The following is a 26,585-nucleotide window of genomic DNA, read 5'->3' on the forward strand; positions in this document are numbered from 1 at the left end:
TAGCGGCTCGCCTTGCAGCCATCAACGAAGAGGCCGGACGAACGGCCACAGGGTGAGCGCAATCGTATTTATTGCCCCTCGCCGGGCGGCTCAGGATTCACCCATTCCCGCTAGGTGAATGGCCGCTCCCTTTGCTATAATCCGCCCCCTTGTTTCCAGCTCACCCGAGTCAAACCATGAAGTTCATCATCAAGCTGTTCCCGGAAATCACCATCAAAAGCAAGTCGGTGCGCCAGCGGTTTATCAAGATCCTGCAAGGCAACATCCGCAACGTGCTGCGCCGTTTCGACGACGATGCCCGCGTGCGCATGGATTGGGACAAGCTGGTGGTGAGCTCGCGCAACGACCAGTTCCGCGACCAGGCCATAGAGGCGCTCGCCTGCATCCCCGGCATTCAGGCCTTCCTCGAGGTGCAGGCCAGCAAGTTCACCGATCTGCATGACATCTTCGAACAGGTCAAGGCCGTGTGGGGTGATCAGCTCAAGGGCAAGACCTTTTGCGTGCGCGCCAAGCGCCACGGCAAGCACGAGTTCTCCTCCCTCGAGATCGAGCGCTACGTGGGTGGTGGCCTGAACCAGCATTGCGAGAGCAACGGCGTGCGTCTGAAAAACCCGGACGTGCAGATCAACCTCGAGATCGACGGCGAGGAGCTGTTCATCGTCAGTGCCATCCACCAGGGGCTGAGCGGTATGCCCATCGCCACCCAGGAAGACGTGCTGAGCCTGCTCTCCGGCGGGTTTGACTCCGGGGTTGCCTCCTTCCAGTTCATCAAGCGTGGCTGCCGCGTGCACTACTGCTTCTTCAACCTGGGCGGCGCGGCTCACGAGATCGGCGTCAAGCAGGTGGCCTATCACCTGTGGAACCGTTTCGGCTCGTCCCATCGGGTGCGCTTCACCGCGGTGGACTTCGAGCCGGTGGTGGCCGAGATCCTCGAGAAGATCGACAACGGCCAGATGGGGGTGGTGCTCAAGCGCATGATGATGCGCGCCGCCGCCAACATCGCCGACCGCTTCCAGATCCCGGCCCTGGTGACCGGCGAATGCGTGGGCCAGGTGTCCAGTCAGACCCTCACCAACCTCAACGTCATCGATCGGGTGACCGACAAGGTGATCCTGCGCCCCCTCATCACCTGGGACAAGCCGGACATCATGAACCTGTCGCGCAAGATAGGCACCCTGGAATTTGCCGAGACCATGCCCGAGTACTGCGGCGTCATCTCCAAGAAGCCGACCGTGAAGGCGGATCTGGCTCGCATCGAGGCCGAAGAGCAGAACTTCGACTTCGCCATCCTCGACAAGGTGGTGGACGAGGCGCGTTACCTCGATATTCGCCGTATCGGTGAAGAGACGGCGGCCGAGGTGCAGGAGGTGGAGACCACTGCCGCGACCGGTGACGACGAGGTGATCCTCGACATCCGCTCCATGGACGAGCACGAGGAGAAGCCGCTGGTGGTTGAGGGGCGTGAGGTACTGCATATCCCCTTCTTCAAGCTGGCCACCGCCTTTGGCGATCTGCCGAAAGAGAAGACCTACCTGCTCTACTGCGATCGCGGTGTGATGAGCAAGCTGCAGGCCCTCTACCTCAAAGAGAAGGGCTTCGACAACGTCAAGGTTTACCGCCCGTAAGCCTGTTTCGAGACAAAAAAATCCGGCCCTGCGGCCGGATTTTTTTATTGTCCTTGGCGGGGGCAGGGGACCGGGGTAAAGGCTTGCTCCCCCTGGCAGCGCCAACCCATCTCGGCGTGGCGCATCTGCCACATGTCGTTGCGGCGATACAGGGTGAGGATATAGAGCTGATCGCTTTGCTGGCCATCGAGAGAGACCGACAGGATCAGTTCGTTGTCCACCTGCCTGGCCAGGATGCGGCTCGGTAACGCCGGGTTGGCGACGAAACGCAAGGCCACCTCGCGGTAGTCATTGACCCAACCCTGATGGGCCGAGCCGGCCTGCTGGATCTGCTCGTTGAAGTGCTGTACCGGGGTCGAGGCGAGGCGCCCAATCAGTGGCTGCGCCTGGGCTTGGCACAGGGCGCTGACCAGCAGCAGGGAGGTGATTCCGGGTTTTAGCATCTGAAGGTCCGGCTTGGTATGACCTCTCTATGACAACAGATCATGGGGCCGGGTTCAATCCTGATGCTGCCGTTCGAGGGAGAAGGTGGGAAGCGACAGGTGCCAGTAGATGGCGGCCACCCGCAGGGTGAAGACGGCGACCATGCAGATAAGCATGGCGGCGACGCGATCGAGGCCTGCCTGCAGGGAGAGGGTGTAGAGAATCCCCCCCAGAATGCAGGCGGTGGCGTAGATCTCCTTTTGCAGCACCATGGGAACCTCCCGGGCCAGCACGTCGCGGATCACGCCGCCGGCCACCCCCGTCATGGTGCCCATCAAGACGGCGATAAGGCCGGATGTCCCGAAAGCCAGCGCCTTTTGTGCGCCGATCACCGTAAACAGGGCCAGGCCGAAGGCGTCGGCCACCGGCAGTACATACCAGGGGATGCGCCTGGGCAGACGCACCGCCCACATGCCGACGAAGGCGGTGGCGATCACCACCCAGATGTAGAGGGGGTCGCGCACCCAGAAGACGGGGGTGGCGCCGAGGATCATGTCGCGAATGGTGCCACCGCCGATGGCGGTCACCGCCGCCAGCACCATGACACCGAAGCCATCCATGCGCAGGCGGCCCGCCACCAGCACCCCGGAGAGGGCAAAGACGGCGGTACCGAACATGTCGCACACATAGACAAGTTGTTCAACCAGAGGATTCATCGAGAGACGGCTCACACTCAATCAGGGTCCGGCCGGGGATTGTAGGGGCTGGTCGGGGCCACTGCCAATTCCCGGGGATGGAATTGGGAGCTGGCCCACCCTTTTTGAGAAGTTCAACGAAAGTGTGGGATCACTCGGCCGTGCGGATGGGGCGCTTTCCCTTCACCCACCCTTGCCAGTCACCGCTCAGGTGGTAGAGCTGGGTGAAGCCGGCCTTCTCCAGTCGGGCCACTACCTCGCTGGCGCGCCGGCCCGAGCGGCAGTAGATCACCACCGGCTTCTGTTCAAACCCCTTGAGCTCGCCCATGCGCTCGCTCAGCTCGGCACTGGAGAGGTTGCGCGCCCCTGGAATATGGCCCGCTGCAAACTCCTCGGCGGTGCGAACATCCAGCAGCAGGGGGGGCTTCTCCTTCTGCTGCCAGCCGATCAGGGTCTGCTGATCGATGGGCAGGGCGGCAAACAGGGAGGGGGAAAACAGGCTCAGCAGGGCTAGGACTCGGCGCATAGGGGCCTCTTAAGGGTGGCGGACGGCGTCGATGGCCTGGCACACCGCCTCGACGCCATTGAGGGCTCGAGGGGTAAAGCGGTGCAGTTCATCGGGGTTGATGAGCACCATTGCCCGGTGCTTCACCGCCTCTACCATAGGCCAGTCGAGCCAGACCTCCAACACCTTCTTGTCGTGGCTGCCGGCAAGGATCAGCTCAGGGTTTCCCTTGAGCACCTGCTCCAGGGAAACCTGGGGATAGGGAGTGGCGGCCCCGGCCATCAGATTCTCTCCACCGCACAGGGTGATGGCCTGGGCGGGCCAGGCATGGCCGCTCACGCTGGTGAGTGGGGGGCTCCAGAGCTGGTAGAAGACGCGCACCTTGCGCCCCTGTCCATAGCGCCGGCGCAGCTCTGCCAGCCTGGCCAGATAGGCATCGGCGGCCTCATTGGCCTGTGACTCGAGACCGAGCGCCTTGCCGAGCATGCGCATCTCGTCGGCCAGGGAGTCGAAGTCGGTCGGTTCCGAATAGGCGACGGGAACACCGAGGCGCTCGATGGGCTCGAGCAGGCGCGACTGGGCCGAGCGCCACCCTACCACCAGGTCCGGGCGCAGGGCCAGCAGGGCTTCCCCATTGATGCTCCGGTAGTTGGCCACATGGGGTAGTCCCCGGACCTCGGGTGGGGTGTCCGAGGCATCGTCGGTGGCGACGATACGACTGCCGGCACCGATGGCAAAGAGCAGCTCGGTGATGTGGGGGGTGAGGCTGACAACCCGCTGTGGCGTTGCCTGGGCAATGCCTCCCCAGAGCAGGAGCAGGAGAAACACTTTAGACAAGGCGCTCTCCCAGGGTCAGTGCCAGCGCCAGGGCGAGCCAACACCAGCCGATGAGTTGCACTCTTGCCAGGGCTCGCGCCGGGGTATCGGCACCGGGCTCTTCCCCGCAGCCCAGGGTGGGGAAGCGTACCTTCTCGGCGCCGTAGAAGCGCGGGCCTCCGAGGCGCACCTTGAGCCGGGTGGCCACAAGGGCGAGCAGCATGCCTCCGGCGGGGAAGGGCCAGGCCAGGCCAGAGCGGGCAGAAGCCAGTCGCCCCGGCAACAGGGGCAGCGCCAACAGCAGGGCCGGCAGAGTGGCCAGGGCCTGGGCGAGGCGTCCGGCCGGTTGGCCGAAGTGGAGGAAGGCGGGCTCCTTGGGGGAGAAACCTTGTGCCAACAGGGCCGTCAGGCGCCACAAGAGTGCCCCTTGCACGCCCCCGATGGCATAGCCAAACAGGGGGCCGGCCCACTGGGTCAACAGGCGCAGGATCAGGGTCTCGGTGACCGCCTTGCTTACCCCGAGGGACGAGAGGCGAGCGGTAGCGCGCTTGAGCCAGGGAGATGCCTGCAGTCGCGCCATCGGCAGGGTATCAGGGGTGGCTGCAAGTTGGCGGGTGGCTGACGCCAGCTCCCGCAGGGGGCGGGATTCGATCAGAAGGAGGAGCAGCAGCAGATCGAACAGGGGCTCGGAGAGGCTCAGGTTTCGCACCGACCAGAGCAGGGCGGCGCAGGGCAACCAGACGATGATCATGGCCAGCAGGCCCGAGCGCACCTGCTCCCGAATCCCCCCATCGGGGCGGCACACCTTGCGACCCAGGCGCGAGAGCAGGGGAACCAGGGCCGACAGGCGCAGATGACCTGGCCAGGGGAGCAGCGCCTCGAGCAGGGCTGCCCCCACCATGATGGCGGCCGGGGTGGCCGCCAGGGTCTCCAGGGTGATCACAGCTTGGTGAGCATGGCCAGGATCACCTCGGCCGAGTGCTGACCGGCCACCTCGATAAAGGCGTCAAAGGATTCTACCTGCTCCTTGCCGGCGATATCGGACATGGCGCGCACCACCAGGTAGGGGACGGCAAACTGATGACACACCTGGCCGATGGCGGCTCCTTCCATCTCGACCGCCAGCATCTGCGGGAAGTCGGCACGCGCCTTGGCAATGGCGTCGGGTTTGCACATGAACTGATCGCCGGTGCAGATAAGACCCATCTTGGTCTGGTGCTTGCCCTGCTCGCCGATGCAGTCGGCGGCCAGCTGCATCAGCTTCTCGTCGCAGGGGAAGGCGGCCGGCTGCTGGGCCATCTGGCCCGGCTCATAACCGAAGGCGGTCACATCCACATCGTGGAAGCGCATTTCACTGGCGATCACCACGTCGCCGATGTGCAGATCCTGAGCAAAACCGCCGGCGGAGCCGGTATTGATGACGCAGTCCGGGGCAAACTTCTCGATGAGCAGGGTGGTGGCCACGCTGGCGGCGACCTTGCCGATGCCACTGCGGGTCAGTACCACATCACGCCCGGCCAGCTTGCCGCTGTAAAATTCGCAGCCGCCCACCTTCAGGGTCTCGAGCCCTTCCATCTGGCCGCGCAGCAGCGCGACCTCCTGCTCCATTGCCCCGATAATGCCTACTTTCATGGTCAACCTCGTCGTCATGGCCATTGGGCCGCTAAAGATGGGCGGATGATAGCAAAAGTTGTCGCACCCGCCGAGCGCTCCCCTATCCGGGTGTGCTTCACCCAAATGGGGGAGCCGCAGTCGCCCCGGAATCGATTAGGGTGAAGTTGCCTTCGGGCACTTATTGGAAGCAAGCAATCACAAGGATGATGACAATGAAAGCAACCCCAATTGCCCTGCTGTTGGCAGGGATCCTCGCCTCTCCGCTTTGCGCCGCCGCTCTGGATGCGCGTCTCTCGCTGGTCGATGGCAGTGAGAATGTCAAAGTGTCGCTGACTATCACCAACTCCGGTGACAAGTCGATCAAGGTTCTCAAGTGGCAGTTGCCCGGTGACGAGGACGCCCCCCTGTTTCAGGTGACCCGTGACGGCCAGCCGGTTGACTATCAGGGCGCCCTCATCAAGCGTGGTACCCCGGTCGACAAGGATTTTATCCGCCTCGCCGCCGGTGAGAGCATCACCACCGCTGTCGAGGTGTCCGGCCTCTACGACATGAGCCAGCAGGGGCAGTACAGCATCAGTTATCGCCTGCCGGCTGAGCCCAAGGGCAACAAGGCCAAGCGTGCGGCGTCCGGGAGCCGCTCCAACACCGTCACCCTCTGGGTTGACGGAGTGAGCGATGAGCGGGTACTGGCCAAGGCGCTGGTCGATGAGCCTCAGGCGGTGAGTGGTTCGGTGGCCTTCTCCGGTCGTTGCAGCAATACCCAGAAGAGCCAGATCCTGACGGCATTGGACTCTGCGGGGGCCATCACCAGCGACTCCCGCGGCTATCTGGCGGTCGACAAACCGGAAGGGCAGCGTTACCGCTCCTGGTTTGGTGCCTATGACTCGGCCCGCTGGAGCACGGCGAATACCCACTTCACCAAGATCCAGGATGCCATCGATAACAAGCCGCTCACCTTCGACTGCGGTTGCAAGAAGAGCTACTTTGCCTACGTCTACCCGGATCAGCCCTACAAGATCTATCTGTGCCGCTCCTTCTGGAGTGCGCCGAACACCGGGACCGACTCCCGTGCCGGCACCATAGTGCATGAGCTCAGCCACTTCACCGTGGTGGCGGGTACCGACGATCTCGGTTATGGCCAGAGCAATGCCCGCAACCTGGCCAGCACGGATCCGCTCAAGGCGCTCAATAACGCCGACAATCATGAGTACTTTGCCGAAAATACGCCGTTCGAAAATTGAGTTCGGGTTGACATCAAGGGGGCTTCGGCCCCCTTATTGATCGATGGCCGAACACGAGGAGAGAGAGATGATGAGCCTGCTGCTGGCAGCCCTGCACTGCGAGCTGAGCGTTTCGCCCCATAGCCGGGTGAGCGAGCCCTTGCCCCTTACCATGACCCTCAGCAACCAGGGGGAGCAAGCACTCTCTGTGCTGACCTGGTTCACCCCCTTCGAGGGGTGGTTTGGGGACGCCATCGTGCTCACCCGCGACGGGGAGCCCGTACCCTATCAAGGCCCCCTTGCCAAACGCGGTGAGCCCGCCCCGGAGGATCTGCTTGCCCTGGCTCCCGGCCAGAGTGAGCAGGCCAGTGCCGAGCTGGGCCAGGTCTATGACCTCAAACAGCCTGGCCACTACCGCCTGACTTACCGACTTCCTGCTCAGCCGGGGGCGTGGCTCGTCCCCGATTGCCCGTCTCTGGAGTTTGAGCGTCAGGCGAACTAGCCGGCTCCTTTATCTGATAGAGGTGCTCGGCACAGGCACTCTGACAACCACAGGGGCGTGCGCCCTTGTGGCGGCGGGCCAGGTAGCGCTGGCGTCCCCACAGGATCAAGATCAGCGCACCAAAGAGGGTCAGTGCCGCCCCCAGGGCGTAGAGCAGCATCATGATCTCCCCCTGATACGAACGATGGCCGCGGGTTGCCGCGTGCTGTCGCTTCGAGTCAGACTCGCTGAGGGGAGTGGCTGACCGGGTTGCCAGCCTCGCTCGGCATACACCACATCGATGCCGGCGGCCTGCATCCGGGCCAACATCTGCTCCCCGATGCGGCGAACCACCAGATGGGTCACACCCTGCTGGCGTAGTGAACCGGGCAACGGGCCCTTGCATCCGCCTGCGGGGGCATCCAGATAGCCGAGGCGCTTGCCCGAGGCATCTTGTAACCAGAAGATGGGGGCGCGGGCGACGTGGGGGATGAAGCGGTCATTCTCGACCGGAATCGCGATCAGCATAAGGCTCTCCTTATTATTTGCATATGCTACATATAACCCCATTAAGTGGCATATGCAAATAATAAGAGGGGGCTCGGGCAGGGATCCTGATCTGGCAGGGGCGCCTCTTGAGGTCACCATGGGATTTTCCCTGGGTCACCTTAGGTGCACAGGTGATATTTAATCGCATCTATATGATTTTTAATTTATTTCATCTTTATATTTTAGTTTTGCAAAAGTTATTTATTGGTTAAATGTGAGTCTCTCCGAACTTTTGTAACCGGCTTTTCGTTTCACTTGTTGGGGTGCGTATGGGGCTGTTATCAATCGCGGTGGTGAAGCGTCACCATCACGAAAAGGAACAATAACCATGATAAGTCCAATCACCCGCCTCTCAACGCTTGCTGCCGCCATCCTGATGGCGACTCCTGCCCTGGCTCTGGAAGCCTGGAATGGTCAGGAGGGGAGCGATACCTTCGAGGTCATCTTCGACAGCCAGGTGTGGCAAAACGCCTGGTGGGTCGGTGCCAGCCATTGTCCCGGCGAGGCTCAGCCCAATGATCCCAACAACCCATGGCGCGTGGTACGTGCCGCCACGGCGGCCGAAATGACCCAGTATGGCAATCCCACCACCTGTGATACCAGTGGTGGCGGTGGTGAGACCCTGCCTGATTTCGATGCCAGCCAGGGTTATCGGCAAGGGGACAAGGTGACTCTCAATGGGGGCGACTACCTGGCGACGGCCGATGTGCCTGCTTACAGCTTCCAGCCGGCACAAGCCTCTCCCTGGGCCCCCTATCTCCCCTTGCCCAGTTGGCAGAGCAGTACCGTTTATAACAAGGGCGACCGGGTGCTTCTGGAGGGGCAGGGTTATGAGGCCCTGTTCTGGACCCAGGGGGATGATCCTTCCGATCCTGCCAATCAGAATCCGGAGGGAAATAATGGCCGTCCCTGGAAGCCTCTTGGCCCGATGCACAACTACACGGACGAGGAGTTGGCCCAGGCTCCACAGCTCGATACGAGCGTGCTCTATCCGGCCGATACCCTGGTGCAATTTGAACAGGGGCATCAGGTATCCCGTCAACAGGTGCGCGGGGTCCGTCCGGGGGATCTCAACCCCTGGCAGGGCTATGTGGAGTGGGGCAACGTGAAAGAGCAGGTGGGCACGCCCAAGCACCCCTGGCCAGCCCAGGTCTATGCCCCTTATCTCGATGCGACCCTCAACAGTGTGCCGAACATGGGAGAGCTGGCCCAGCAACAGGGGGTCGATCACTTCACCCTCGCCTTTGTGGTGGCCAAGGATGCCCAGACCTGTGTCCCGACCTGGGGGACCTACTACAAGATGGGGGATTTCCCGTCGCTCTACAGCAACATCAAGGGATTGCGCGATCAAGGTGGGGATGTGATGGTCTCCATCGGCGGAGCGGCCAATGCGCCGCTGGCCGCCGCTTGCGACAATATCGACGAGCTGGCGCGTCAGTACATGGATATCGTCGACAACCTCAACCTGCAGGTACTCGACTTTGACATCGAGGGGACCTGGGTAGCGGATGCGGTCTCCATCACCCGGCGCAGCCAGGCCCTGGTGAGGGCCCAGGCCCAGTGGGCGGCGCAAGGCAAGCAGGTGGCCATCTGGTATACCCTGCCCATTCTGCCCCAGGGACTCACCGCCGATGGCATCAAGGTGCTGCAGAGTGCCCGGGATCACGGGGTGAAACTGACCGGCATCAACGTCATGACCATGGACTACGGCGACAGCGCCTGCCCGCCGTCCCAGGGTGAGGGAGCCAATATTCAGGGCCAGTGCGGGGTCGATGCCATCAACAACCTGTTCCGCGACGTCAAGGCCATCTTCCCGGAGAAGGAGGATGCCGCCATCTGGGCCATGCTTGGCACCACCCCCATGATCGGCGTCAATGACGTGCAAAGTGAGGTGTTCTACCGCTCGGATGCGGCGCTCACCCTGCAACATGCGCAGGAGCAAGGGATCGGCATGATCGGCATCTGGTCCATCGCCCGCGATCAGCCGGGCACGGCGGGTCAGGTGTCGCCCGAGCATAGCGGCCTGACCGAGGCTCAGTCCCCCCGTTACGGCTTCAGTGCCCTGTTCAAGGCGTTCACCCAGCGCTGATACGCGCAACGACAAAAGGCCAGGCGATTGCCTGGCCTTTTTCATGGACGAGGGTCAGACCGCCAGGTAGTCGAGGATCCCCTCGGCCGCCTTGCGTCCCTCGTAGATGGCGGTGACCACCAGATCCGAGCCGCGCACCGCGTCACCACCGGCGAACACCTTGGGGTTGCTGGTCTGGAAGGCGTACTCGCTCTGCTCCGGCGCCTGGATGCGGCCACGGCTGTCGAGGGCGATGCCGTGCTGCTCCATCCAGGGCGAGGGGCTCGGCTGGAAGCCAAAGGCCATCACCACGGCGTCGGCCGCCAGCACCTGCTCGGATCCCTCGACCACCACAGGGCTGCGACGTCCATTGCTATCGGGAGCGCCGAGCGCCGTGCTCACCACCCTGATGCCGCAGGCGCGACCCTGGGCATCGAGCTCGACCCCGACCGGCTGCAGGTTGAACATAAACTCGACCCCTTCCTCGCGGGCGTTTTGCACCTCGCGCCGGGAGCCCGGCATGTTCTCGGCATCGCGGCGATAGGCGCAGATCACCCGGGTCGCCCCCTGACGGATGGCGGTACGCACGCAGTCCATGGCGGTATCACCGCCTCCCAGCACCACCACCTGTTTGCCGGCAAAGTCGATGTAATCGCGCTCGCTCTTCTCGAGCCCCAGCAGACGGTTGGCGTTGGCGATGAGGTAGGGCAGGGCGTCGTAGACGCCGGGGGCGCTCTCGTTTTCGAAGCCCCCCTTCATGTACTTGTAGGTACCGACCCCGAGGAAGAGGGCGTCAAACTCGGTCAGCAGGTCGCTGAACTGGATGTCCTTGCCCACCTCGACGCCGAGACGAAACTCCACCCCCATCTCGGTGAAGATCTGACGCCGGCGCTGCATCACCTCTTTCTCGAGCTTGAAGGAGGGAATGCCGAAGGTGAGCAGGCCGCCTATCTCCTGATAGCGGTCGAACACCACAGGGGTCACACCGTTTCGCACCAGCACGTCGGCACAGGCCAGGCCCGCCGGACCGGCGCCGACAATGGCGACCCGTTTGCCGCTCTTGACCACCTTGGAGAGATCGGGCTTCCACCCCATCTCGAAGGCCTTGTCGGTGATGTACTTCTCGATGTTGCCGATGGTGACGGCGCCAAAGCGATCATTGAGGGTACAGGCTCCCTCGCACAGGCGATCTTGCGGGCAGACCCGGCCGCACACCTCGGGCAGGCTGTTGGTCTGGTGGGAGAGCTCCACCGCCTCCAGAATGCGGCCATTCTTGGCCAGTTTCAGCCAGTCGGGAATATAGTTGTGCACCGGGCACTTCCACTCGCAGTAAGGGTTACCGCACTCGAGGCAGCGATCCCCCTGCATCTGCACCTGGTTTTGGTTAAACGACTCGTAGATCTCCACAAACTCGATCTTGCGGATCTTGAGCGGCTTCTTGGGCGGGTCGACCCGCTGTACATCGATAAACTGGAATACGTTCTGGCTCATCTCATTGTTTCCTTACGTCGCCGCCTTACATGGCCTGAACACGGAGCTCTGCGCTCGACCGACTGGTATGACCCAGCAGCGACTTGACGTCGCTCGACTTGGGTTTGACCAGACGGAACTTGGGCACATAGGCGTCGAAATGGGCCAGGATCTCCTCGGCCCGCGCACTGCCAGTCTCGTTGAGGTGGGCGGTGATGATGCCGCGCAGGTGCTCCTGGTGGATGGCCAGATCCGCCACCTCCAGCAGCTCGACCAGCTCGGGGTTGGTGCGCTTGGTAAAGCCGCCATCCTCGTCGAGCACGTAGGCAAAGCCCCCTGTCATTCCAGCGGCGAAGTTGACGCCGGTCTGGCCGAGCACGGTGACGATGCCGCCGGTCATGTACTCACAGCCGTTGTCGCCGATCCCCTCGACCACTGCCAGGGCGCCGGAGTTACGCACCGCAAAGCGCTCGCCGGCGGTGCCGGCGGCATAGAGCTTGCCCCCGGTGGCGCCGTAGAGGCAGGTGTTGCCGATGATGGCGGCCTCATGAGACTTGAACGAGACGCCAATATGGGGCTTGATCACCAGCTTGCCGCCGGTCATCCCCTTGCCCACGTAGTCGTTGGCATCGCCGGTGAGGATCAGCTCGAGCCCTCCGGCGTTCCACACCCCGAAGCTCTGACCCGCTGTGCCGTTGAAGTGCACCTTGACCGGTGCCGCGGCCATCCCCTGGTTACCGTGGCGCTTGGCTATCTCGCCCGACAGGCGCGCTCCCACCGAACGGTCGGTGTTGCGGATGTCGTAACGGAACTCGCCGCCCGATTTGGTCTCGACCGCCGACAGCAGGTCTTCGACCATCTGCAAGTTGAGGGGGCCCTTGTCGAAGGTGTCGTTGGTCTGTTGGCAGAACAGGGCCGAGCCCGGTACCGCCACCGGTTTGGCCAGGATGCCGGAGAGATCCAGCTTGCCCTGGCGGGCTGTGATGCCCGGCAGCACCTCGAGCAGCTCGGTGCGGCCGATGAGGTCGGTCAGTTTGGCGACCCCCAATTGAGCCATCAGCTCGCGGGTCTCCTCGGCGATGAAGCTGAAGTAGTTCATCACCATCTCGGGCAGGCCGATGAAGTGCTCCCGGCGCAGTTTCTCGTCTTGGGTGGCGACCCCGGTCGCGCAGTTGTTAAGGTGACAGATCCGCAGGTACTTACAGCCGAGCGCCACCATGGGGCCGGTGCCAAAGCCGAAGCTCTCGGCGCCGAGGATGGCCGCCTTGACGATGTCGAGCCCGGTCTTGAGACCGCCGTCCACCTGCAGGCGCACCTTGTGGCGCAGGCCGTTGGCAACCAGGGCCTGTTGGGTCTCGGCCAGCCCCAGCTCCCACGGGGAGCCGGCGTACTTGACCGAGGTGATGGGGCTGGCGCCGGTGCCGCCGTCATAGCCGGAGATGGTGATGAGATCCGCATAGGCCTTGGCCACGCCGCAGGCGATGGTGCCGACGCCGGGCTCGGAGACCAGCTTCACCGACACCAGGCAGCTCGGGTTGACCTGCTTGATGTCGAAGATGAGCTGGGCGAGATCCTCGATGGAGTAGATGTCGTGGTGCGGCGGCGGCGAGATAAGGGTCACCCCCGGCACGGAATAGCGCAGCTGGGCAATCTGGGCGGTGACCTTGTCGCCGGGCAGCTGGCCACCCTCGCCGGGTTTGGCCCCTTGGGCCACCTTTATCTGCACCACGTCGGCGTTCATCAGGTAGTGAGGGGTGACGCCGAAGCGCCCCGAGGCTACCTGCTTGATACGCGAGTTTTTCTCGGTGCCGAAGCGGCGCGGATCTTCGCCACCTTCACCCGAGTTGCTCTGCCCGCCGAGGCGGTTCATGGCCACTGCCAGCGCCTCGTGGGCTTCCGGGCCGAGGGCGCCGATGGACATGGCGGCAGAGTCGAAGCGCTGGAACAGATCCCTGGCTGGCTCCACCTGCTCGATGGGCAGAGGTGTCTGGCCCTCTTTCAGCACCATCAGATCGCGCAGGGTGGCGACCGGGCGCTCGTTGACCAGGCGAGCGTACTCCTTGTAGTCGGCATAGTTGCCCGAGCGCACCGCCGCTTGCAGGGTGCGCACCACATCCGGGTTGTAGGTGTGGTATTCGCCGCCGTGAACAAACTTGAGCAGGCCCCCCTGCTTGAGAGGCTTTCTGGCTACCCAGGCGTGGCGCGACAGGTTGTGCTGATCCTGCTGGATATCGGCAAAGTCGGCACCCTGGATGCGGCTCGATACGCCGCGGAAACAGAGCGAGACGACCGCATCGGAGAGGCCGATGGCTTCGAACAGCTGGGAGCAGCGATAGCTGGCCACCGTGCTGATCCCCATCTTGGACATCACCTTGTAGAGCCCCTTGTTGATGCCGTTGCGGAAGTTCTGCATGGCCTGGCGCAGGCTCATCTTGAGGATGCCATCCTCCACCTGCTGGGCCAGGGTCTCATAGGCGAGATAGGGGTAGATGGCGGTGGCGCCAAAGCCGAGCAGCACCGCAAAGTGGTGCGGATCGCGGGCACTGGCGGTCTCTATCAATATGTTGGCATCGCAGCGCAGGTTGTTGTCGACCAGGGTGCGCTGCACCGCACCCACCGCCATGGCGGCCGGGATCGGCAGGGTATCCTGGGCGATATCCCGGTCCGAGAGGATCACCAGCACGGTACCCGCCTGGGCGGCCGCCTTGGCCTCTTCGCAGACGCGGTTGATCGCCGCCTCCAGCCCCTCTTCGGGTCGGTAGTTGAGGCTGATCACCTGGTGGCGGTAGTGCTCTCCTTCCAGGGCCAGCAGTTGATGGAAGTCGGAGTAGAGCAGCACCGGCGACTGGAACAGCACCCGGTGGGCGTGGCCGAAGGTCTCGTTGAAGACGTTCTGCTCGCGCCCGATACAGGTGGCCAGGGACATGACGTGGTTTTCCCGCAGCGGGTCGATGGGCGGGTTGGTCACCTGGGCGAACATCTGGCGGAAGTAGTCGTAGAGGGTACGCTGGGTGCCGGAGAGTACCGCCATGGGGGTATCGTCACCCATGGAGCCCACCGCCTCTTGACCATTTTCACCGAGCACGCGGATCACCTGCTCGAGCTCCTCGTTAGAGTAGCCAAACAGCTTCTGGTAGGTCTTGAGGGTGTCGTCGTCCAACTCACGCACGCCAGCCTTGCTGTCGTCCATCTGATCGAACGGGATCAGGCGCTTGCAATGCTTGTCCATCCACTCCTTGTAGGTGTGGCGACTCTTGAGATCGTCGTCGATCTCGAAGCTGGTCCACACCTTGCTGTTGTAGGTGTCGACCACGAACAGCTCGCCCGGGCCGACGCGCCCCTTCTCCAGCACCTCGTCGGGGGTGTAGTCCCAGGTCCCTACTTCGGAGGCCAGGGTGATGAACTTGTCTTTTGTGACCACGTAGCGAGCCGGACGCAGACCGTTACGATCCAGTGCGCAGGCGGCGAAGCGGCCATCGGTCATGACGATGCCGGCCGGACCGTCCCAGGGCTCCATGTGCATGGAGTTGAAGTCGTAGAAGGCGCGCAGGTCCTCGTCCATGTTCGGGTGCTTCTGCCACGCAGGCGGAATGAGCAGACGCATGGCGCGAAACAGATCCATACCGCCGGCGAGGAAGAGATCCAGCATGTTGTCGAGGCTGGAGGAGTCCGACCCCGTGGTGTTGACGAAGGGCGCTGCGTCCTGCAGATCCGGAATGAGCGGGGTGGAAAACTTGTAGCCACGGGCCTTGGCCCACTGGCGGTTACCGTTGATGGTGTTGATCTCGCCGTTGTGGGCGAGGTAGCGAAATGGCTGGGCCAGTGGCCAGCGCGGGCTGGTGTTGGTGGAGAAGCGCTGGTGGAAGACGCAGATGGCCGACTGCATGCGAATGTCGCCGAGATCGAGATAGAAGCGCGGCAGATCCACGGGCATACAGAGGCCCTTGTAGACGGTGACCAGGTTGGAGAGGCTGACCACGTAGAAGTAGTCGTCTTGCACGCGTTTTTCGATGCGGCGGCGCACGATATAGAGGCGGCGCTCGAGATCCTTCATCACCCAGCCCGGGGGGGCGTTGACGAAGACCTGCTCGATGCTCGGCAGCGAGGCCTTGGCGATGGGGCCCAGCACGTTGGTATCGATAGGCACCTTGCGCCAGCCGACTACGCTCAGGGTCTCTTTTTCGAGCTCTTCCTCGATAAGGGCGCGGGTTTGCTGCGCCAATACGGGATCCGGATTCAGAAACAGCATCCCGACTGCGTATTTGCGGCCCAGGTGCCAACCCTGCTCCTGGGCGATAGCACGAAAGAAGCTATCGGGTTTTTGCAGCAACAGGCCGCAGCCGTCGCCGGTCTTGCCATCGGCGGAGATCCCGCCTCTGTGCTGCATGCGAGCCAATGCTGACATCGCGAGACGGACAAGCTTGTGGCTGGCTTCCCCTTCCATGTGGGCCATCAGGCCGAAGCCACAGTTATCCCGCTCCAGCTTTGGATCATATAGTGACATTGCATCTTCTCCCTTGCGCGGCCTTGTTTCGCAAACTGCATAAAATGCGAATGGCTCTTGTGGTTCCGTCTGCCTGAGGTGGCGAACCTTCAAACTAAAGGGATTTTTGGGCAAGGTCAATTGAAGGGAGGGGCACTTTTTGAATTTACATTCATATAACAAAATGCCGAATTGTGGCGGTTTAATGGGGTTTAATATTGGCTTGTCTGGTGCCTACGATGCTGCATGGTTTTTAATTCTGTTTCATCACGATTTTAACGCAGAGAGTAGGGGAGAATGGCGTTGTAGTAAAATTACAAAGCAAAACCGATTCCTCGCGCACTGGATCACACTTTGCGGAGCAGGGCATTGCCTAATCAGAAAAACCGAATATTCGTTTAAATATTAAATAAAACATATGGTTGTGATTGGTTCGCTCATTTCCGACAAGGGTTCAAAAAAGTCCTGCCAGTGTGTCCATGTGACTTTTTATGCTGTATTTATGACTCTCCATTTTATTTATGTCACTCAAGGAGCCTTGGGCGCCAAAGGGAATGGCTCCTGTTTGATCCAGCTCACATGTCGAACCCCCTCAATCGATAGAATGCGCCCCTTACGCAGCGAGGAGGGGCGATGGAGCTACATCAACTGGTCAATACACTGGGGCAGGATCTCAAGCGTCGTTACGGCCAGAAGATCCACAAACTGACCCTGCACGGTTCATTTACCTGCCCCAACCGGGATGGCACCCTGGGTCGTGGGGGTTGTACCTTCTGCAACGTGGCCTCCTTTGCCGACGAGGAGGCGCAACATCTCTCCATCGTGCAGCAGCTCGCCGCCCGGCGTGACGAAGTGACCCGGGCCAAACGCTATCTCGCCTATTTCCAGGCCTATACCAGCACCTATGCCGAGGTCGAATATTTGCGCACCATGTATGAAGAGGCGCTGACCTCTGCCGACATGGCGGGTCTGTGTGTGGGCACCCGACCCGATTGTGTGCCGGATGCGGTGCTCGACTTGCTGGCCGGTTACCAGGCTCAGGGTTACGAGATCTGGCTGGAGCTGGGGTTGCAGAGCGCTCATGATGCGACCCTCAGGCGCATCAACCGGGGCCATGACTTCGCCGCCTATGTCAACACGGTGCGCCGCGCCCATGAGCGGGGCATCAAGGTGTGCGCCCACCTGATTGTCGGTCTGCCCGGAGAGCGACCCATGGACAGCCTGGTGACCCTCGAGAGGGTGGTAGAGCAGGGGGTGTCCGGCATCAAGCTGCATCCTCTGCATGTGGTCGCAGGCAGCACCCTGGGCAAGGCGTGGCAGGCGGGGCGGTTGGAGGTGCTGAGCCAGGAAGAGTATGTCGAGGCGGCAGTGGCCATGATTCGCCACACCCCTCCCGAGGTGGTCTATCACAGGGTATCGGCCTCGGCGCGCAAGCCCACGCTGCTGGCTCCCCAGTGGTGCGAGAATCGTTGGGGGCCCATGACGGCCATCGCCTCGGCACTGGCGCAAGAAGGGCCGCAGGGCAGTGGGATGGGGCGACCTTTCACTCCCGCGATGGCCTTGGATGGGTTATTGTAAAGTATATTAAAAACACACTCTTATAGATTGTTCCCTGTTCAGCCTGTTAGACTGATTCGCCGAGTCTGTCGTCTGGTTGGGCGGTGGGGCGTGTCGTATAAAAATAAATCGCAGGTGATACATGGTGACGCAAGCCGCAGCCGAGCAAATGGATGAGCTGTTGGAGGCGCTGGTCTTTCTGACCCGTTTCTATGGGGTACCCAACAGCCGGGATGCGCTGGTAACCGGGTTACCGCTGCCGTCGGGTCGTCTTAGCCCTTCCCTCTTCCCTCGTGCCGCAGAGCGGGCAGGCCTCTCCGCGCGTCAGACGGTGCAGCCCCTTGCCCAGCTCTCTCCCCTTCTGCTTCCCTGTGTTTTGCTGATGCGCAACGGGGGAGCCTGCATCCTGCTGGAGTGGCACCCTGACCTGGGGGAGGCCAAGGTGATCTTCCCCCAGGCCGGGGATGCCGAGGCCCGCATTCCCTGCTCCCAGATCGAGGACCAGTACACGGGGCAGCTGTTTTTCGTCAAGAAGCAGTTTCGTTTCGATGAGCGCTCCCCCAAGGTGCTGGAGACGCGCCATGGCCACTGGTTTTGGGGGACACTGCTCGAGTCTCGCGGTATCTATCGGGATGTGCTGATCGCCTCTGTCCTCATCAACCTCTTCGCGGTGGCCAGCCCCCTGTTCACCATGAACGTCTACGACAAGATTGTGCCCAACCTCGCCTTCGATTCCCTCTGGGTGCTGGCGGTGGGGGCGGCCATCGTCTTTACCTTCGACTTCGTGATGCGCCAGCTGCGCAGCTACTTTATCGATGTGGCCGGCAAGAAGTCGGACATGCTGCTCTCGGCCAAGATCTTCTCCAAGGTGATGGGGATGAGAATGGAGGCCAGGCCCGCCTCAACCGGCGCCTTTGCCAAGCATCTTCAGGAGTTTGAGTCGATTCGCGAGTTCTTTACCTCTGCCACCGTCTCGACCCTGATCGATCTTCCCTTCGCGTTACTCTTTCTCTTTGTCATCTGGATCTTCGCCGGTGTCATGGTGGTCGTGCCCGTCGTCGCCATGTTGGTGCTGGCTATCTACAGCTTCTATATCCAGGGGCCGCTCAAGCGCAGCATCGAAGAGGGGTCACGACTGGCCTCCCAGAAGAATGCCAACCTTATCGAGAGTATTGCGGGGCTTGAGACGGTCAAGATCTTCGGGGCTCAGAGCCTGTTCCAGTACCGCTGGGAGCAGGCGGTCGCCCACATCTCTACCTGGGGTGTACAGACCCGACGCATCACCAACTCCATGTCTTCCCTGGCCAGTTATATCCAGCAGATGGTCACCGTTGCCCTGGTGATCCTGGGTGTTTACCAGATCGCCGATGGCAATGTCACCATGGGGGGCATGATCGCCGCCGTGATGCTGGCCAGCCGCGCCATTGCGCCCATGGTTCAGCTGTCGGTGCTCTCGACCCGTTACAACCAGGCCAAGTCGGCCCTCGAGATCCTGGAAAAGATCATGGCCTCTCCCGACGAGCAGGAAGAGGGCAAACAATACGTGCATCATCCGGTGGTGGAGGGGCGCATCGAGTTCGAGAACGTCTCGTTCAAGTACCCGGGAATGGAGACCAGCACACTGCATCACATTAACCTGCGTATCCAGCCCGGTGAGAAGGTCGCCATCATTGGGCGGATTGGGGCAGGCAAGACCACTCTGGAGAAGCTGCTGATGGGACTCTATCGTCCCACCGAGGGGGCCGTTCGCCTCGATGGTTACGATCTCGATCAGATCCCCCCGTCCGTGATTCGCCGCAATATCGGCTGCGTGCCCCAGGATGTGACCCTCTTCTTTGGCTCGGTGCGTGACAACATCATGCTGGGTAACCCCCTGGTGGATGATCAACAGGTGCTGCGCGCCGCCAAGCGGGCCGGTGTTACCCACTTCACCAACCAGGATCCGAATGGTCTCGACAAGCAGATCGGTGAAGGGGGGCGTCAGCTTTCCGGCGGGCAGCGTCAGGCGATCGTTCTGGCTCGCTCCTTGCTCAATGACCCTCCTATCCTGGTGCTCGATGAACCGACCTCGAACATGGACAACCGCTCCGAGCTGCAGATAAAACAGGAGCTGGCCCGACTCGGACCCGACACGACCATGGTGCTGATCACCCACAAGACCTCCATGCTGGATGTGGCCAATCGGATCATCGTCATGGAGCAGGGACATATAGTGGCAGATGGCCCCAGAGATCTGGTGCTGCAGCAGTTGCGGGAAGGTAAGGTCCGGGTCCGGGAGGTGGGCAATGAGTAAATTCGATCCCATGCTGCCCCCTGCGGAGCATCTCGACTATGTGGATGACAGCGCGGCCGCCGTCTTGCTCAATACGCCAACCAGGGCCCGGATCCTGCTGTGGGCCTCGTTTGCCTTCTTCACGGTGGCGCTGGTATGGGCTGCCTGGGCCACGCTGGATGAAGTCACTGTCGGCCAGGGCAAGGTGATCCCGTCGATGCAACTGCAGGTGATTCAGAACCTGGAGGGGGGCATCGTCAAGGAGATCCTGGTCAAGGAGGGGCAGGTCGTCGAGAAGGGGCAGCCGCTTCTGCGCATCGATGACACCCGTTTTCGCTCCGATTTTCGCGAGCGGGAGCAGGAGGTGGTCACCCTCAAGGGGGATGTGGCAAGGCTTAAGGCCGAGATCGCCAGCGTCAAGGTAAACAAGGGAGCCGATGTCCCGTGGCGGGAGCAGGTCAAGGTGGAGCCTGTCCCCATCGAGTTTCCCGAGGGGTATGAGAAGGTCTTCCCCGAGCGAGCCGTCCGGCAAACCTCGGCACGGGATGAGCGTCTGAACAACCTCTCCAACCAGCTCTACATACTGGGCCAGCAGATAGAGCAGAAAGAGCAGCAGATCGTCGAGCTTAACGCCAAGATCAAGACGCTCTCGCGCAGTGTGGATCTCGCTCGACAGGAGCTCAATATCAGCCGCCCCCTGGCCAAAGAGGGGATAGTGCCCCAAGTCGAGCTCATCAAGCTCGAGCGCCAGGTCAACGAGATGCAGGGTGAGCTGGAGTCGACCCGGCTGCTGGTCCCGAAATCGGGCTCCGAGCTGCGCGAAGCCATCCTCAAGCGTAACGATATCGGCCTGAAATACCGTGCCGATGCCCAGACCGAACTCAACCAGCAGCAGGCCAAGTTGAGCCAGGTCGCCGAGGGGCAGGTCGGACTTCGTGACAGGGTTGACCGTACCGTCGTGCTGGCGCCGGTCAAGGGGACGGTCAAAGCCATCAAGATCAACACCGTGGGTGGTGTTATCCAGCCAGGGATGGATATGATGGAGATAGTCCCCCTGGAGGATACCCTGTTGGTCGAGGCTAAAATATCCCCCAAAGATATAGCGTTTATCCGTCCTGGTCTGGATGCTGTGGTCAAGTTTACCGCCTATGATTTCACCATCTATGGTGGCCTCAAGGGTAAGGTCGAACAGATCAGCGCCGACTCGATTCAGGACGATGAGGGTAATACCTTCTATCTGGTCCGCGTGCGGACCAACAAGAGTTACTTGGGCGATGAGCAAAACGCACTTCCCATCATCCCCGGTATGTTAGCCAGTGCGGATATCATCACTGGTAAAAAGAGTGTCCTCGAATATCTGCTCAAACCCATATTGAGAGCGAAGCAGACGGCACTGAGAGAACGATAGCCAGTAGTATTTAAGGACGACTGGAGAAAATATGAAAACAACAGTGATAGCGGCGATGGTGAGTGGTCTGGTGCTGGCACCGGCCTCCTTGCACGCCCAGAGCCTGGAAGAGGCTGTAGCTCAGGCGCTGGCGACCCATCCCAAGATTAAAGAGGCGTTTGACCTCTATCAGGCACGGATGTATCAGCATGATGGAGCCAAGGCCGGGTATTACCCAACCGTCGATCTGACGGGGGGTGTTGGTTACAGTGATGTCGATAACAACACAACCCGAACCGGCGCGGGTAATCCCAATGTGGATCCGACCCAGACCCGTAAAGAGGCAGGGCTGAGCCTGCGGCAGATGATTTTCGATGGTTTTGATACCAGCAACAATGTCTCCCGCACCGAGGCAGAGGCCAACGCCCAGCGCCTGGCGATGATCTCTGAAGCCGAGAATACGGCCCTGCGCACCGCAGAGGTCTATCTCAACGTCCTGCGTCAGCAGGAGATCCTGGAGCTCTCTCGTCGTAACCTCGAGGTACACGAGCAGATCAAGGGGGACATCACCAAGCGTACCGATTCCGGGCTTGGGTCGACGGCCGACCAGACCCAGATCGAGGGTCGTGTCGCCAGGGCCTACGCCAACATGGCCGCGGCGGAGAACAACTATCAGGATGCCCAGACCGAGTTTGTTCGAGTGGTCAACGGCATGCCCAAGGATCTGGTTGCACCGGTACCGGATGCCACCAAGATGCCGGGGTCAGTGAATGATGCTCTCAAGGTTGCTACCGAGTTGCACCCGACACTGCTCTCCTCCCTGCAAGATGTTGAGGCGGCCAAGTACCAAAACGAAGGGGCCAAGGCCAACTTCTATCCCAAGGTGACCTTTGAGGTCGACCAGACCTGGAATGAAGACACCGGCGGCCTCAACGGGCGCAGCGATGAGCTGACGGCCATGGTGCGGATGCGTTACAACCTCTTCCGTGGTGGTGCCGATATGGCACAAACCAAGGCGACCTCGGCCCTTTACTCCCAGGCCAAGGATATTCACCTGAACGCTTTCCGTCAGGTGGAAGAGGGGACTCGTCTGGCCTGGAATGCCCGTGAGTCGCTGACCAAACAAAAAGAGTTCATTCAGCAGCACGTGGATGCAAGCTACGAGACGGTGCAGGCTTACAAGAAGCAATTTGGTCTGGGGCAGCGCACCTTGCTCGACGTGCTCAACACCGAGAACGAACTGTTTGAGGCTCGCAAGAGCTATATCACTGCCGAGTATGATGCCTTGCTGGCAGATTACCGGGTGCTCAACGCCATGGGTCAGTTGCTTGACGGTTTTCACTACAAGCTTCCGGCCCAATGGCAGGGTGCAAAGTGATCTATTTGGGGGCAGTTAACTGCCCCCTTCGTCTGCATGCATGAGCGTTACGGGTATGCGATTTCAATCCCTCACCCTGATGCGCCGATGGCGGGCATGGCTACTGCTGCTCTTTATCCCCCTTCTGGTACCGGCTGATGGCCGGCTCGATGCCGATGATCAGCGACTGGTCACCCGTGCCGAGCAAACCTATGGGGCCAGGGCCGGTAAACGAGTGGCTGCCTGGCGGTTGCTGGCCATGGAGGGGAAGGGAGCAAACTGGAGCGAGAGGCAGAGGCTCGAACGGGTCAATAACTTCTTTAACCAGATGCGTTTTATTGACGATATAAAACTGTGGCGCCGCAATGACTACTGGGCGACACCGTTGGAATTTTTGGGAGCTGCGGGCGGAGATTGTGAAGATTTCAGTATCTCCAAATATTTTACCTTGCTCGAGCTCGGGATCCCGGACGAAAAAATGCGGATGGTCTATGTCAAGGCTCTCCGTTACAACCAGTTCCATATGGTCGTGGCCTACTACGAAACCCCGGGGGCGGTACCGCTTATTCTCGACAACCTCATCCCCGATATCCGCCCTGCGACCAGACGCACCGATCTGGCGCCTGTATTCAGTTTTAACGGTAGCCATCTATGGCTAATGAAGGCGCGTGGTCAGGGTGAACTGGCCGGTAACTCATCGCGCCTTGGATTATGGAACGATCTTCGCAGCCGAATGACATCAGGCAAGCTGGCCCAGCCCAAGATGAGGCTGGAATAATAAATTCATGGAGTTGGATGCATAGTCTATGACCCTCTACAGACAATTACTCGCCACCATGGTGCTGCTGTTCGGGCTCCTTTTCCTGGTTTCCTACTGGGTGCAGTTCAACTCGACACGCAGCTATCTGGCGCAGCAGCAAGAGACCACCGTCATCAACACGGCTACCTCGTTGGGGTTGGCACTGACGCCTTATCTCGAGACCGGGGACAAGGTCGGTGCCGAGTCGGTGATCAATGCCGTCTTTGACGGTGGCTATTACCGTCAGGTGCGGCTCGACCTGTTGGCGTCGAACAGTGTGATTGAGCGTGAGAATACCACCCGGATAAAGGGTGTTCCCGATTGGTTTATTGCTCTGGATCTGTTTCCCGAGGTCTCTTACGAATCAACCCTTACCTCGGGTTGGTTGCAGCTGGGACAGCTCAAAATCGTTGGTCACCCGGGTCAAGCCTATTACGAGTTGTGGGGGGGCATGAGTGAACTGGCCTCCTGGTTTTTAATCGGTTTTCTTATCACAGTGCTGCTACTGATGAGAGCCCTTCACTATCTGCTGCGCCCCCTTCAGCAGATCTGTGAGGAGGCGGTCGAAATTGAACAGCATCACTTCGGCCATACCATACCGCTGCCCAAGACCTACGAGCTCCGTCAGGTCGTTCAGGCCATCAATACTCTTGCCAGCAAGTTGGCAATGCAGTTTAAAGAGCAGGCCGATGAGGCCGAAATGCTGCGTGAACGAGTCTATAAAGATGCCGTCTCCGGTTTGGGGAACCGGGCTTATTTCGTCGGCCAGATCAACGCCTGGATCGCCGAAGGGGGGATGGGGGGGGTACTCCTGGTGGCCGTCGATGTACTCGATGACATCTACCGTGACGAAGGTTATGCGGCCCGTGACAACATGGTCAAGTCCATAGCGGCTTGTCTGCGCGAGTTGCTGCAGGGGCGTGATGACTGCGCCATTGCCCGTATCTCGGCAACCGAATACGCGGTGCTCTATCCGACCTCAGACAAGGAGCAACTGCGTTCCCTGGCCGAACAGATCAACGAGCGAATTGCCGATCTTGTGGTGAATCCGAACGATGAGAGTCGTGCCATCTCGGTCGTGGGTGCTGTGATGCGTGAACATGACGAAGATCTCTCTGCACTGCTGACCAAGGCCGACAATGCGTTGAGTCAGGCTCGCAATGCCCGCCGTGGAGCCATTGTGATGGAAGGGCATGGGCAGGGCGAACTGATGGGACGTCTGGCGTGGCGTGATCTGGTGCAAGATGCCATCAGATCTCACCTGCTGCGCTTCAAGGCACAGCCCGCTTGCCGCTTCGACGATCAGTCTGTCATCCATGCCGAGTTGTTTGCCAGTATTCACCGTGATGGCACCGACTATTTTGCGGGACAGTTTATGCCGGCGATTGAACAGTTCCAGATGGGGGCGATATTTGATCGTGCCGTGCTCGAGAGCCTGGCTCCGTTGATGGTGGCTCAACCGACGATGAGCATTGCGGTCAATATCATGGCCGGTTCACTCTGCTCCAATGATTTTGCCGCCTGGCTCAAGGAGTTTCTGGCGAGCCATCCCAGTCTGAAGGGAAGGCTCTTCTTCGAGATCCCCGAGGGGGCGATCATGAAACATAGGGACGAAGTGGCCAACTTTATCATGGTGGTCCGTGAGCAGGGGTATGCTTGGGGGGTCGATCACTTTGGGCGCCATTTCCAGTCTCTGGGCTATCTGGAGACGCTGCAACCATCCTATGTGAAGGTCGATCACGGTTATACCAGTCAAGTGCTGGAAGCCGGTGCCGACACGGCATTCCTCTCGGCGGTATGCCGTACGGCTCACAATGCCGGCATCATGACCATAGCGACGCGAGTCGAAAACGAGGAGCAGGTAAAGGCCCTGTCACGGCTACATATCGATGGGTATCAGGGTTTTGTTCATCCGGCCCAGAGTATTTAATATTTTGTGGTTATAAAAAGCGCCGAAAGGCGCTTTTTTTATTTCCAGATTCTCTGTCTCCTGAGGAGTGGAGAATGTTAGTGATAAATAAGTTACTGATCTGTATCGTCTTAAAAACGTTTCTGTAAAAGCGGAGTGTCTGAGGGGGTTACCACCACTTTTTGCAAAGGTTGCCAAGGGGGTTCCCACCTACTGTTTAGAGTAGCCATGGGCGTGACATAGGAGAGTCTACCGTGCGTACCCAAAAAATTGACACTGCGGTCACAGTGAGTGCGATCGAAGGTAAGGCCTGGATCCTTCAAGGAAATGTGCAGGGACGCGAGATCCAGAAGGGGGACCTCCTCAAGGCTGGCACCACTATTCAGATCGATGACCAGGCCCGGCTCTCGTTTGCCGCGGTTCAGGATGCGCCGGCTCCCCAGCCTAATCCCGACGAGTTACCGGCCACGGCGGCCACAGCCCCGACGTCACAAAATTCTGCGGGGGGCAATGATGTCAACGCACTGCAGCAAGCCATTTTGCAAGGTGCTGACCCGACCCAGGCCTTTGAAGCGACTGCGGCTGGTGGGGCTCCTGCTGCCGGTGGGGGGATTGGAGGCGTTGACGGTGGGAGTGGTAACGGTGGATTTATCGTGGTCGACCGAACCGGTGATGCCACTCTTGCCGAGGCGGGCTTTGATACCACTTACTCCACTACCGGCACCATAGAGCCGACCCAGACAGAGGCGACCCTGCTGACCAATGAGCTGGCCGATGCCGATGAGTCGGTAACCGTCATTGAGGGTGGTAGTGTCGATGGCAATGTGTTGGCCAATACGACCAACCCCGATGGCCCGGCTGATGCGTCTGTGGTGAGTTACAGCTGGGGTATCAACGAAAATGTTCCCCCTGGAGTCGCTTCGACCCTGACCGGTATCGGGACTCTGATCCTCAATCCAGACGGCTCCTTCACCTTTACCCCCGAGCCCAACTATGACGGGGCTGTGCCTTCGGTAACCTATGTCGTCTTTGACGGTCAGGATGAGGTGACCTCTACCCTCAATATTGCCATTACTGTGGTGGATTCTCCTGTTGAACTGAGTGGGTTGGATCTGGCGCAAGGGGAAGTCACCGTCAGCGATGCCAATGTGCCCGAGGGATCGTCACCCAACCCCGCCGCACTGACGCAAAGTGGCATCTTTACCTTTAGTGCTCTCGACGGGGTGCAGACCCTGAGCGTGGGCGGCGTGTCGCTTATCACCGCCGGTGTGGCGGTGGCGACCCCGGTGGTCATCCCGAGTGGGCTGGGCAACAGCCTGACGGTGACGGCCATCAGCTTCGACCCGGCGACGGGG

General features: G+C 60.6%; 20 protein-coding genes. 11 read left to right on the forward strand and 9 right to left on the reverse strand.

The window, feature by feature from the left end; genetic code table 11:
• Positions 1 to 176: 176 nt before the first annotated feature.
• Positions 177 to 1,625, forward strand: coding sequence for a tRNA uracil 4-sulfurtransferase ThiI (thiI, locus tag AB5Y48_RS14725; protein WP_058628284.1), 1,449 nt, complete (start codon positions 177 to 179; stop codon positions 1,623 to 1,625).
• A 44-nt stretch (positions 1,626 to 1,669) separates the two neighbouring features.
• On the opposite strand, the gene AB5Y48_RS14730 is transcribed toward thiI, so the two are convergent.
• The 6 genes from AB5Y48_RS14730 to mtnN form a co-directional block, all read right to left on the reverse strand.
• Entirely contained in the window at positions 1,670 to 2,068 is a 399-nt protein-coding gene (locus tag AB5Y48_RS14730) for a hypothetical protein (protein WP_060585068.1), read from the reverse strand.
• Between the two features lie 54 nt (positions 2,069 to 2,122).
• Complete coding sequence (locus AB5Y48_RS14735; protein WP_050665774.1) at positions 2,123 to 2,764, reverse strand: trimeric intracellular cation channel family protein; 642 nt, start codon at positions 2,762 to 2,764, stop codon at positions 2,123 to 2,125.
• 130 nt (positions 2,765 to 2,894) lie between these two features.
• Positions 2,895 to 3,269 (reverse strand): rhodanese-like domain-containing protein, encoded by a 375-nt coding sequence (locus tag AB5Y48_RS14740; RefSeq protein ID WP_224162574.1) that lies wholly within the window; start codon positions 3,267 to 3,269, stop codon positions 2,895 to 2,897.
• A gap of 9 nt (positions 3,270 to 3,278) precedes the next feature.
• Positions 3,279 to 4,076, reverse strand: coding sequence for a cobalamin-binding protein (locus AB5Y48_RS14745; protein ID WP_368164944.1), 798 nt, complete (start codon positions 4,074 to 4,076; stop codon positions 3,279 to 3,281).
• Between the two features lies 1 nt (position 4,077).
• Entirely contained in the window at positions 4,078 to 5,007 is a 930-nt protein-coding gene (locus AB5Y48_RS14750) for a cobalamin biosynthesis protein (RefSeq protein ID WP_050665777.1), read from the reverse strand.
• The gene (mtnN, locus tag AB5Y48_RS14755) at positions 5,004 to 5,696 is read right to left on the reverse strand and encodes a 5'-methylthioadenosine/S-adenosylhomocysteine nucleosidase (protein ID WP_050665778.1); all 693 of its coding nucleotides are present in this window, start codon (positions 5,694 to 5,696) and stop codon (positions 5,004 to 5,006) included. Before mtnN ends, AB5Y48_RS14750 begins: the two co-directional genes overlap by 4 nt.
• Before the next feature lie 194 nt (positions 5,697 to 5,890).
• Between mtnN and AB5Y48_RS14760 the strand changes: the two genes are divergently transcribed.
• Positions 5,891 to 6,919: a M35 family metallo-endopeptidase gene (locus AB5Y48_RS14760; RefSeq protein ID WP_060585080.1), complete on the forward strand. Its 1,029-nt coding sequence runs from the start codon at positions 5,891 to 5,893 to the stop codon at positions 6,917 to 6,919.
• 67 nt (positions 6,920 to 6,986) lie between these two features.
• Positions 6,987 to 7,400: a hypothetical protein gene (locus tag AB5Y48_RS14765; RefSeq protein ID WP_050665780.1), complete on the forward strand. Its 414-nt coding sequence runs from the start codon at positions 6,987 to 6,989 to the stop codon at positions 7,398 to 7,400.
• A gap of 159 nt (positions 7,401 to 7,559) precedes the next feature.
• Here AB5Y48_RS14765 and AB5Y48_RS14770 read toward each other — a convergent pair whose 3' ends face one another.
• The gene (locus AB5Y48_RS14770; RefSeq protein WP_050665781.1) at positions 7,560 to 7,907 is read right to left on the reverse strand and encodes a NifB/NifX family molybdenum-iron cluster-binding protein; all 348 of its coding nucleotides are present in this window, start codon (positions 7,905 to 7,907) and stop codon (positions 7,560 to 7,562) included.
• Positions 7,908 to 8,256: 349 nt separating this feature from the next.
• On the opposite strand from AB5Y48_RS14770, the gene AB5Y48_RS14775 reads away from it, so the two are divergent.
• Positions 8,257 to 10,017 (forward strand): glycosyl hydrolase family 18 protein, encoded by a 1,761-nt coding sequence (locus AB5Y48_RS14775; RefSeq protein WP_050665782.1) that lies wholly within the window; start codon positions 8,257 to 8,259, stop codon positions 10,015 to 10,017.
• A gap of 54 nt (positions 10,018 to 10,071) precedes the next feature.
• Here the strand turns inward: AB5Y48_RS14775 and AB5Y48_RS14780 are convergent, their stop codons facing one another.
• Positions 10,072 to 11,487 (reverse strand): FAD-dependent oxidoreductase, encoded by a 1,416-nt coding sequence (locus AB5Y48_RS14780; protein WP_368164936.1) that lies wholly within the window; start codon positions 11,485 to 11,487, stop codon positions 10,072 to 10,074.
• A gap of 25 nt (positions 11,488 to 11,512) precedes the next feature.
• Complete coding sequence (gene gltB / locus AB5Y48_RS14785; RefSeq protein WP_050665784.1) at positions 11,513 to 15,970, reverse strand: glutamate synthase large subunit; 4,458 nt, start codon at positions 15,968 to 15,970, stop codon at positions 11,513 to 11,515.
• Positions 15,971 to 16,582: 612 nt separating this feature from the next.
• Here gltB and AB5Y48_RS14790 point away from each other — a divergent pair.
• The 7 genes from AB5Y48_RS14790 to AB5Y48_RS14820 all read left to right on the forward strand — a co-directional run.
• A complete protein-coding gene (locus AB5Y48_RS14790; RefSeq protein WP_224159749.1) occupies positions 16,583 to 17,527 on the forward strand; it encodes a TIGR01212 family radical SAM protein in 945 nt (314 codons plus the stop codon).
• A gap of 121 nt (positions 17,528 to 17,648) precedes the next feature.
• The gene (locus AB5Y48_RS14795) at positions 17,649 to 19,799 is read left to right on the forward strand and encodes a type I secretion system permease/ATPase (protein ID WP_368164937.1); all 2,151 of its coding nucleotides are present in this window, start codon (positions 17,649 to 17,651) and stop codon (positions 19,797 to 19,799) included.
• Positions 19,792 to 21,186: an HlyD family type I secretion periplasmic adaptor subunit gene (locus AB5Y48_RS14800; RefSeq protein ID WP_050665787.1), complete on the forward strand. Its 1,395-nt coding sequence runs from the start codon at positions 19,792 to 19,794 to the stop codon at positions 21,184 to 21,186. Before AB5Y48_RS14795 ends, AB5Y48_RS14800 begins: the two co-directional genes overlap by 8 nt.
• Positions 21,187 to 21,217: 31 nt before the next feature.
• Positions 21,218 to 22,543 (forward strand): TolC family outer membrane protein, encoded by a 1,326-nt coding sequence (locus AB5Y48_RS14805; protein WP_050665788.1) that lies wholly within the window; start codon positions 21,218 to 21,220, stop codon positions 22,541 to 22,543.
• 55 nt (positions 22,544 to 22,598) lie between these two features.
• Positions 22,599 to 23,300, forward strand: a complete 702-nt coding sequence (locus tag AB5Y48_RS14810; RefSeq protein WP_050665789.1) for a transglutaminase-like cysteine peptidase — start codon at positions 22,599 to 22,601, stop codon at positions 23,298 to 23,300.
• A 28-nt stretch (positions 23,301 to 23,328) separates the two neighbouring features.
• Positions 23,329 to 25,251, forward strand: coding sequence for an EAL domain-containing protein (locus tag AB5Y48_RS14815; RefSeq protein ID WP_050665790.1), 1,923 nt, complete (start codon positions 23,329 to 23,331; stop codon positions 25,249 to 25,251).
• Between the two features lie 233 nt (positions 25,252 to 25,484).
• The coding region (locus tag AB5Y48_RS14820) for a retention module-containing protein (RefSeq protein ID WP_368164940.1) at positions 25,485 to 26,585 on the forward strand (1,101 nt) is incomplete at its 3' end.

This window comes from Aeromonas sp. R6-2, from assembly GCF_040908155.1.
Classification (GTDB): domain Bacteria; phylum Pseudomonadota; class Gammaproteobacteria; order Enterobacterales; family Aeromonadaceae; genus Aeromonas; species Aeromonas schubertii.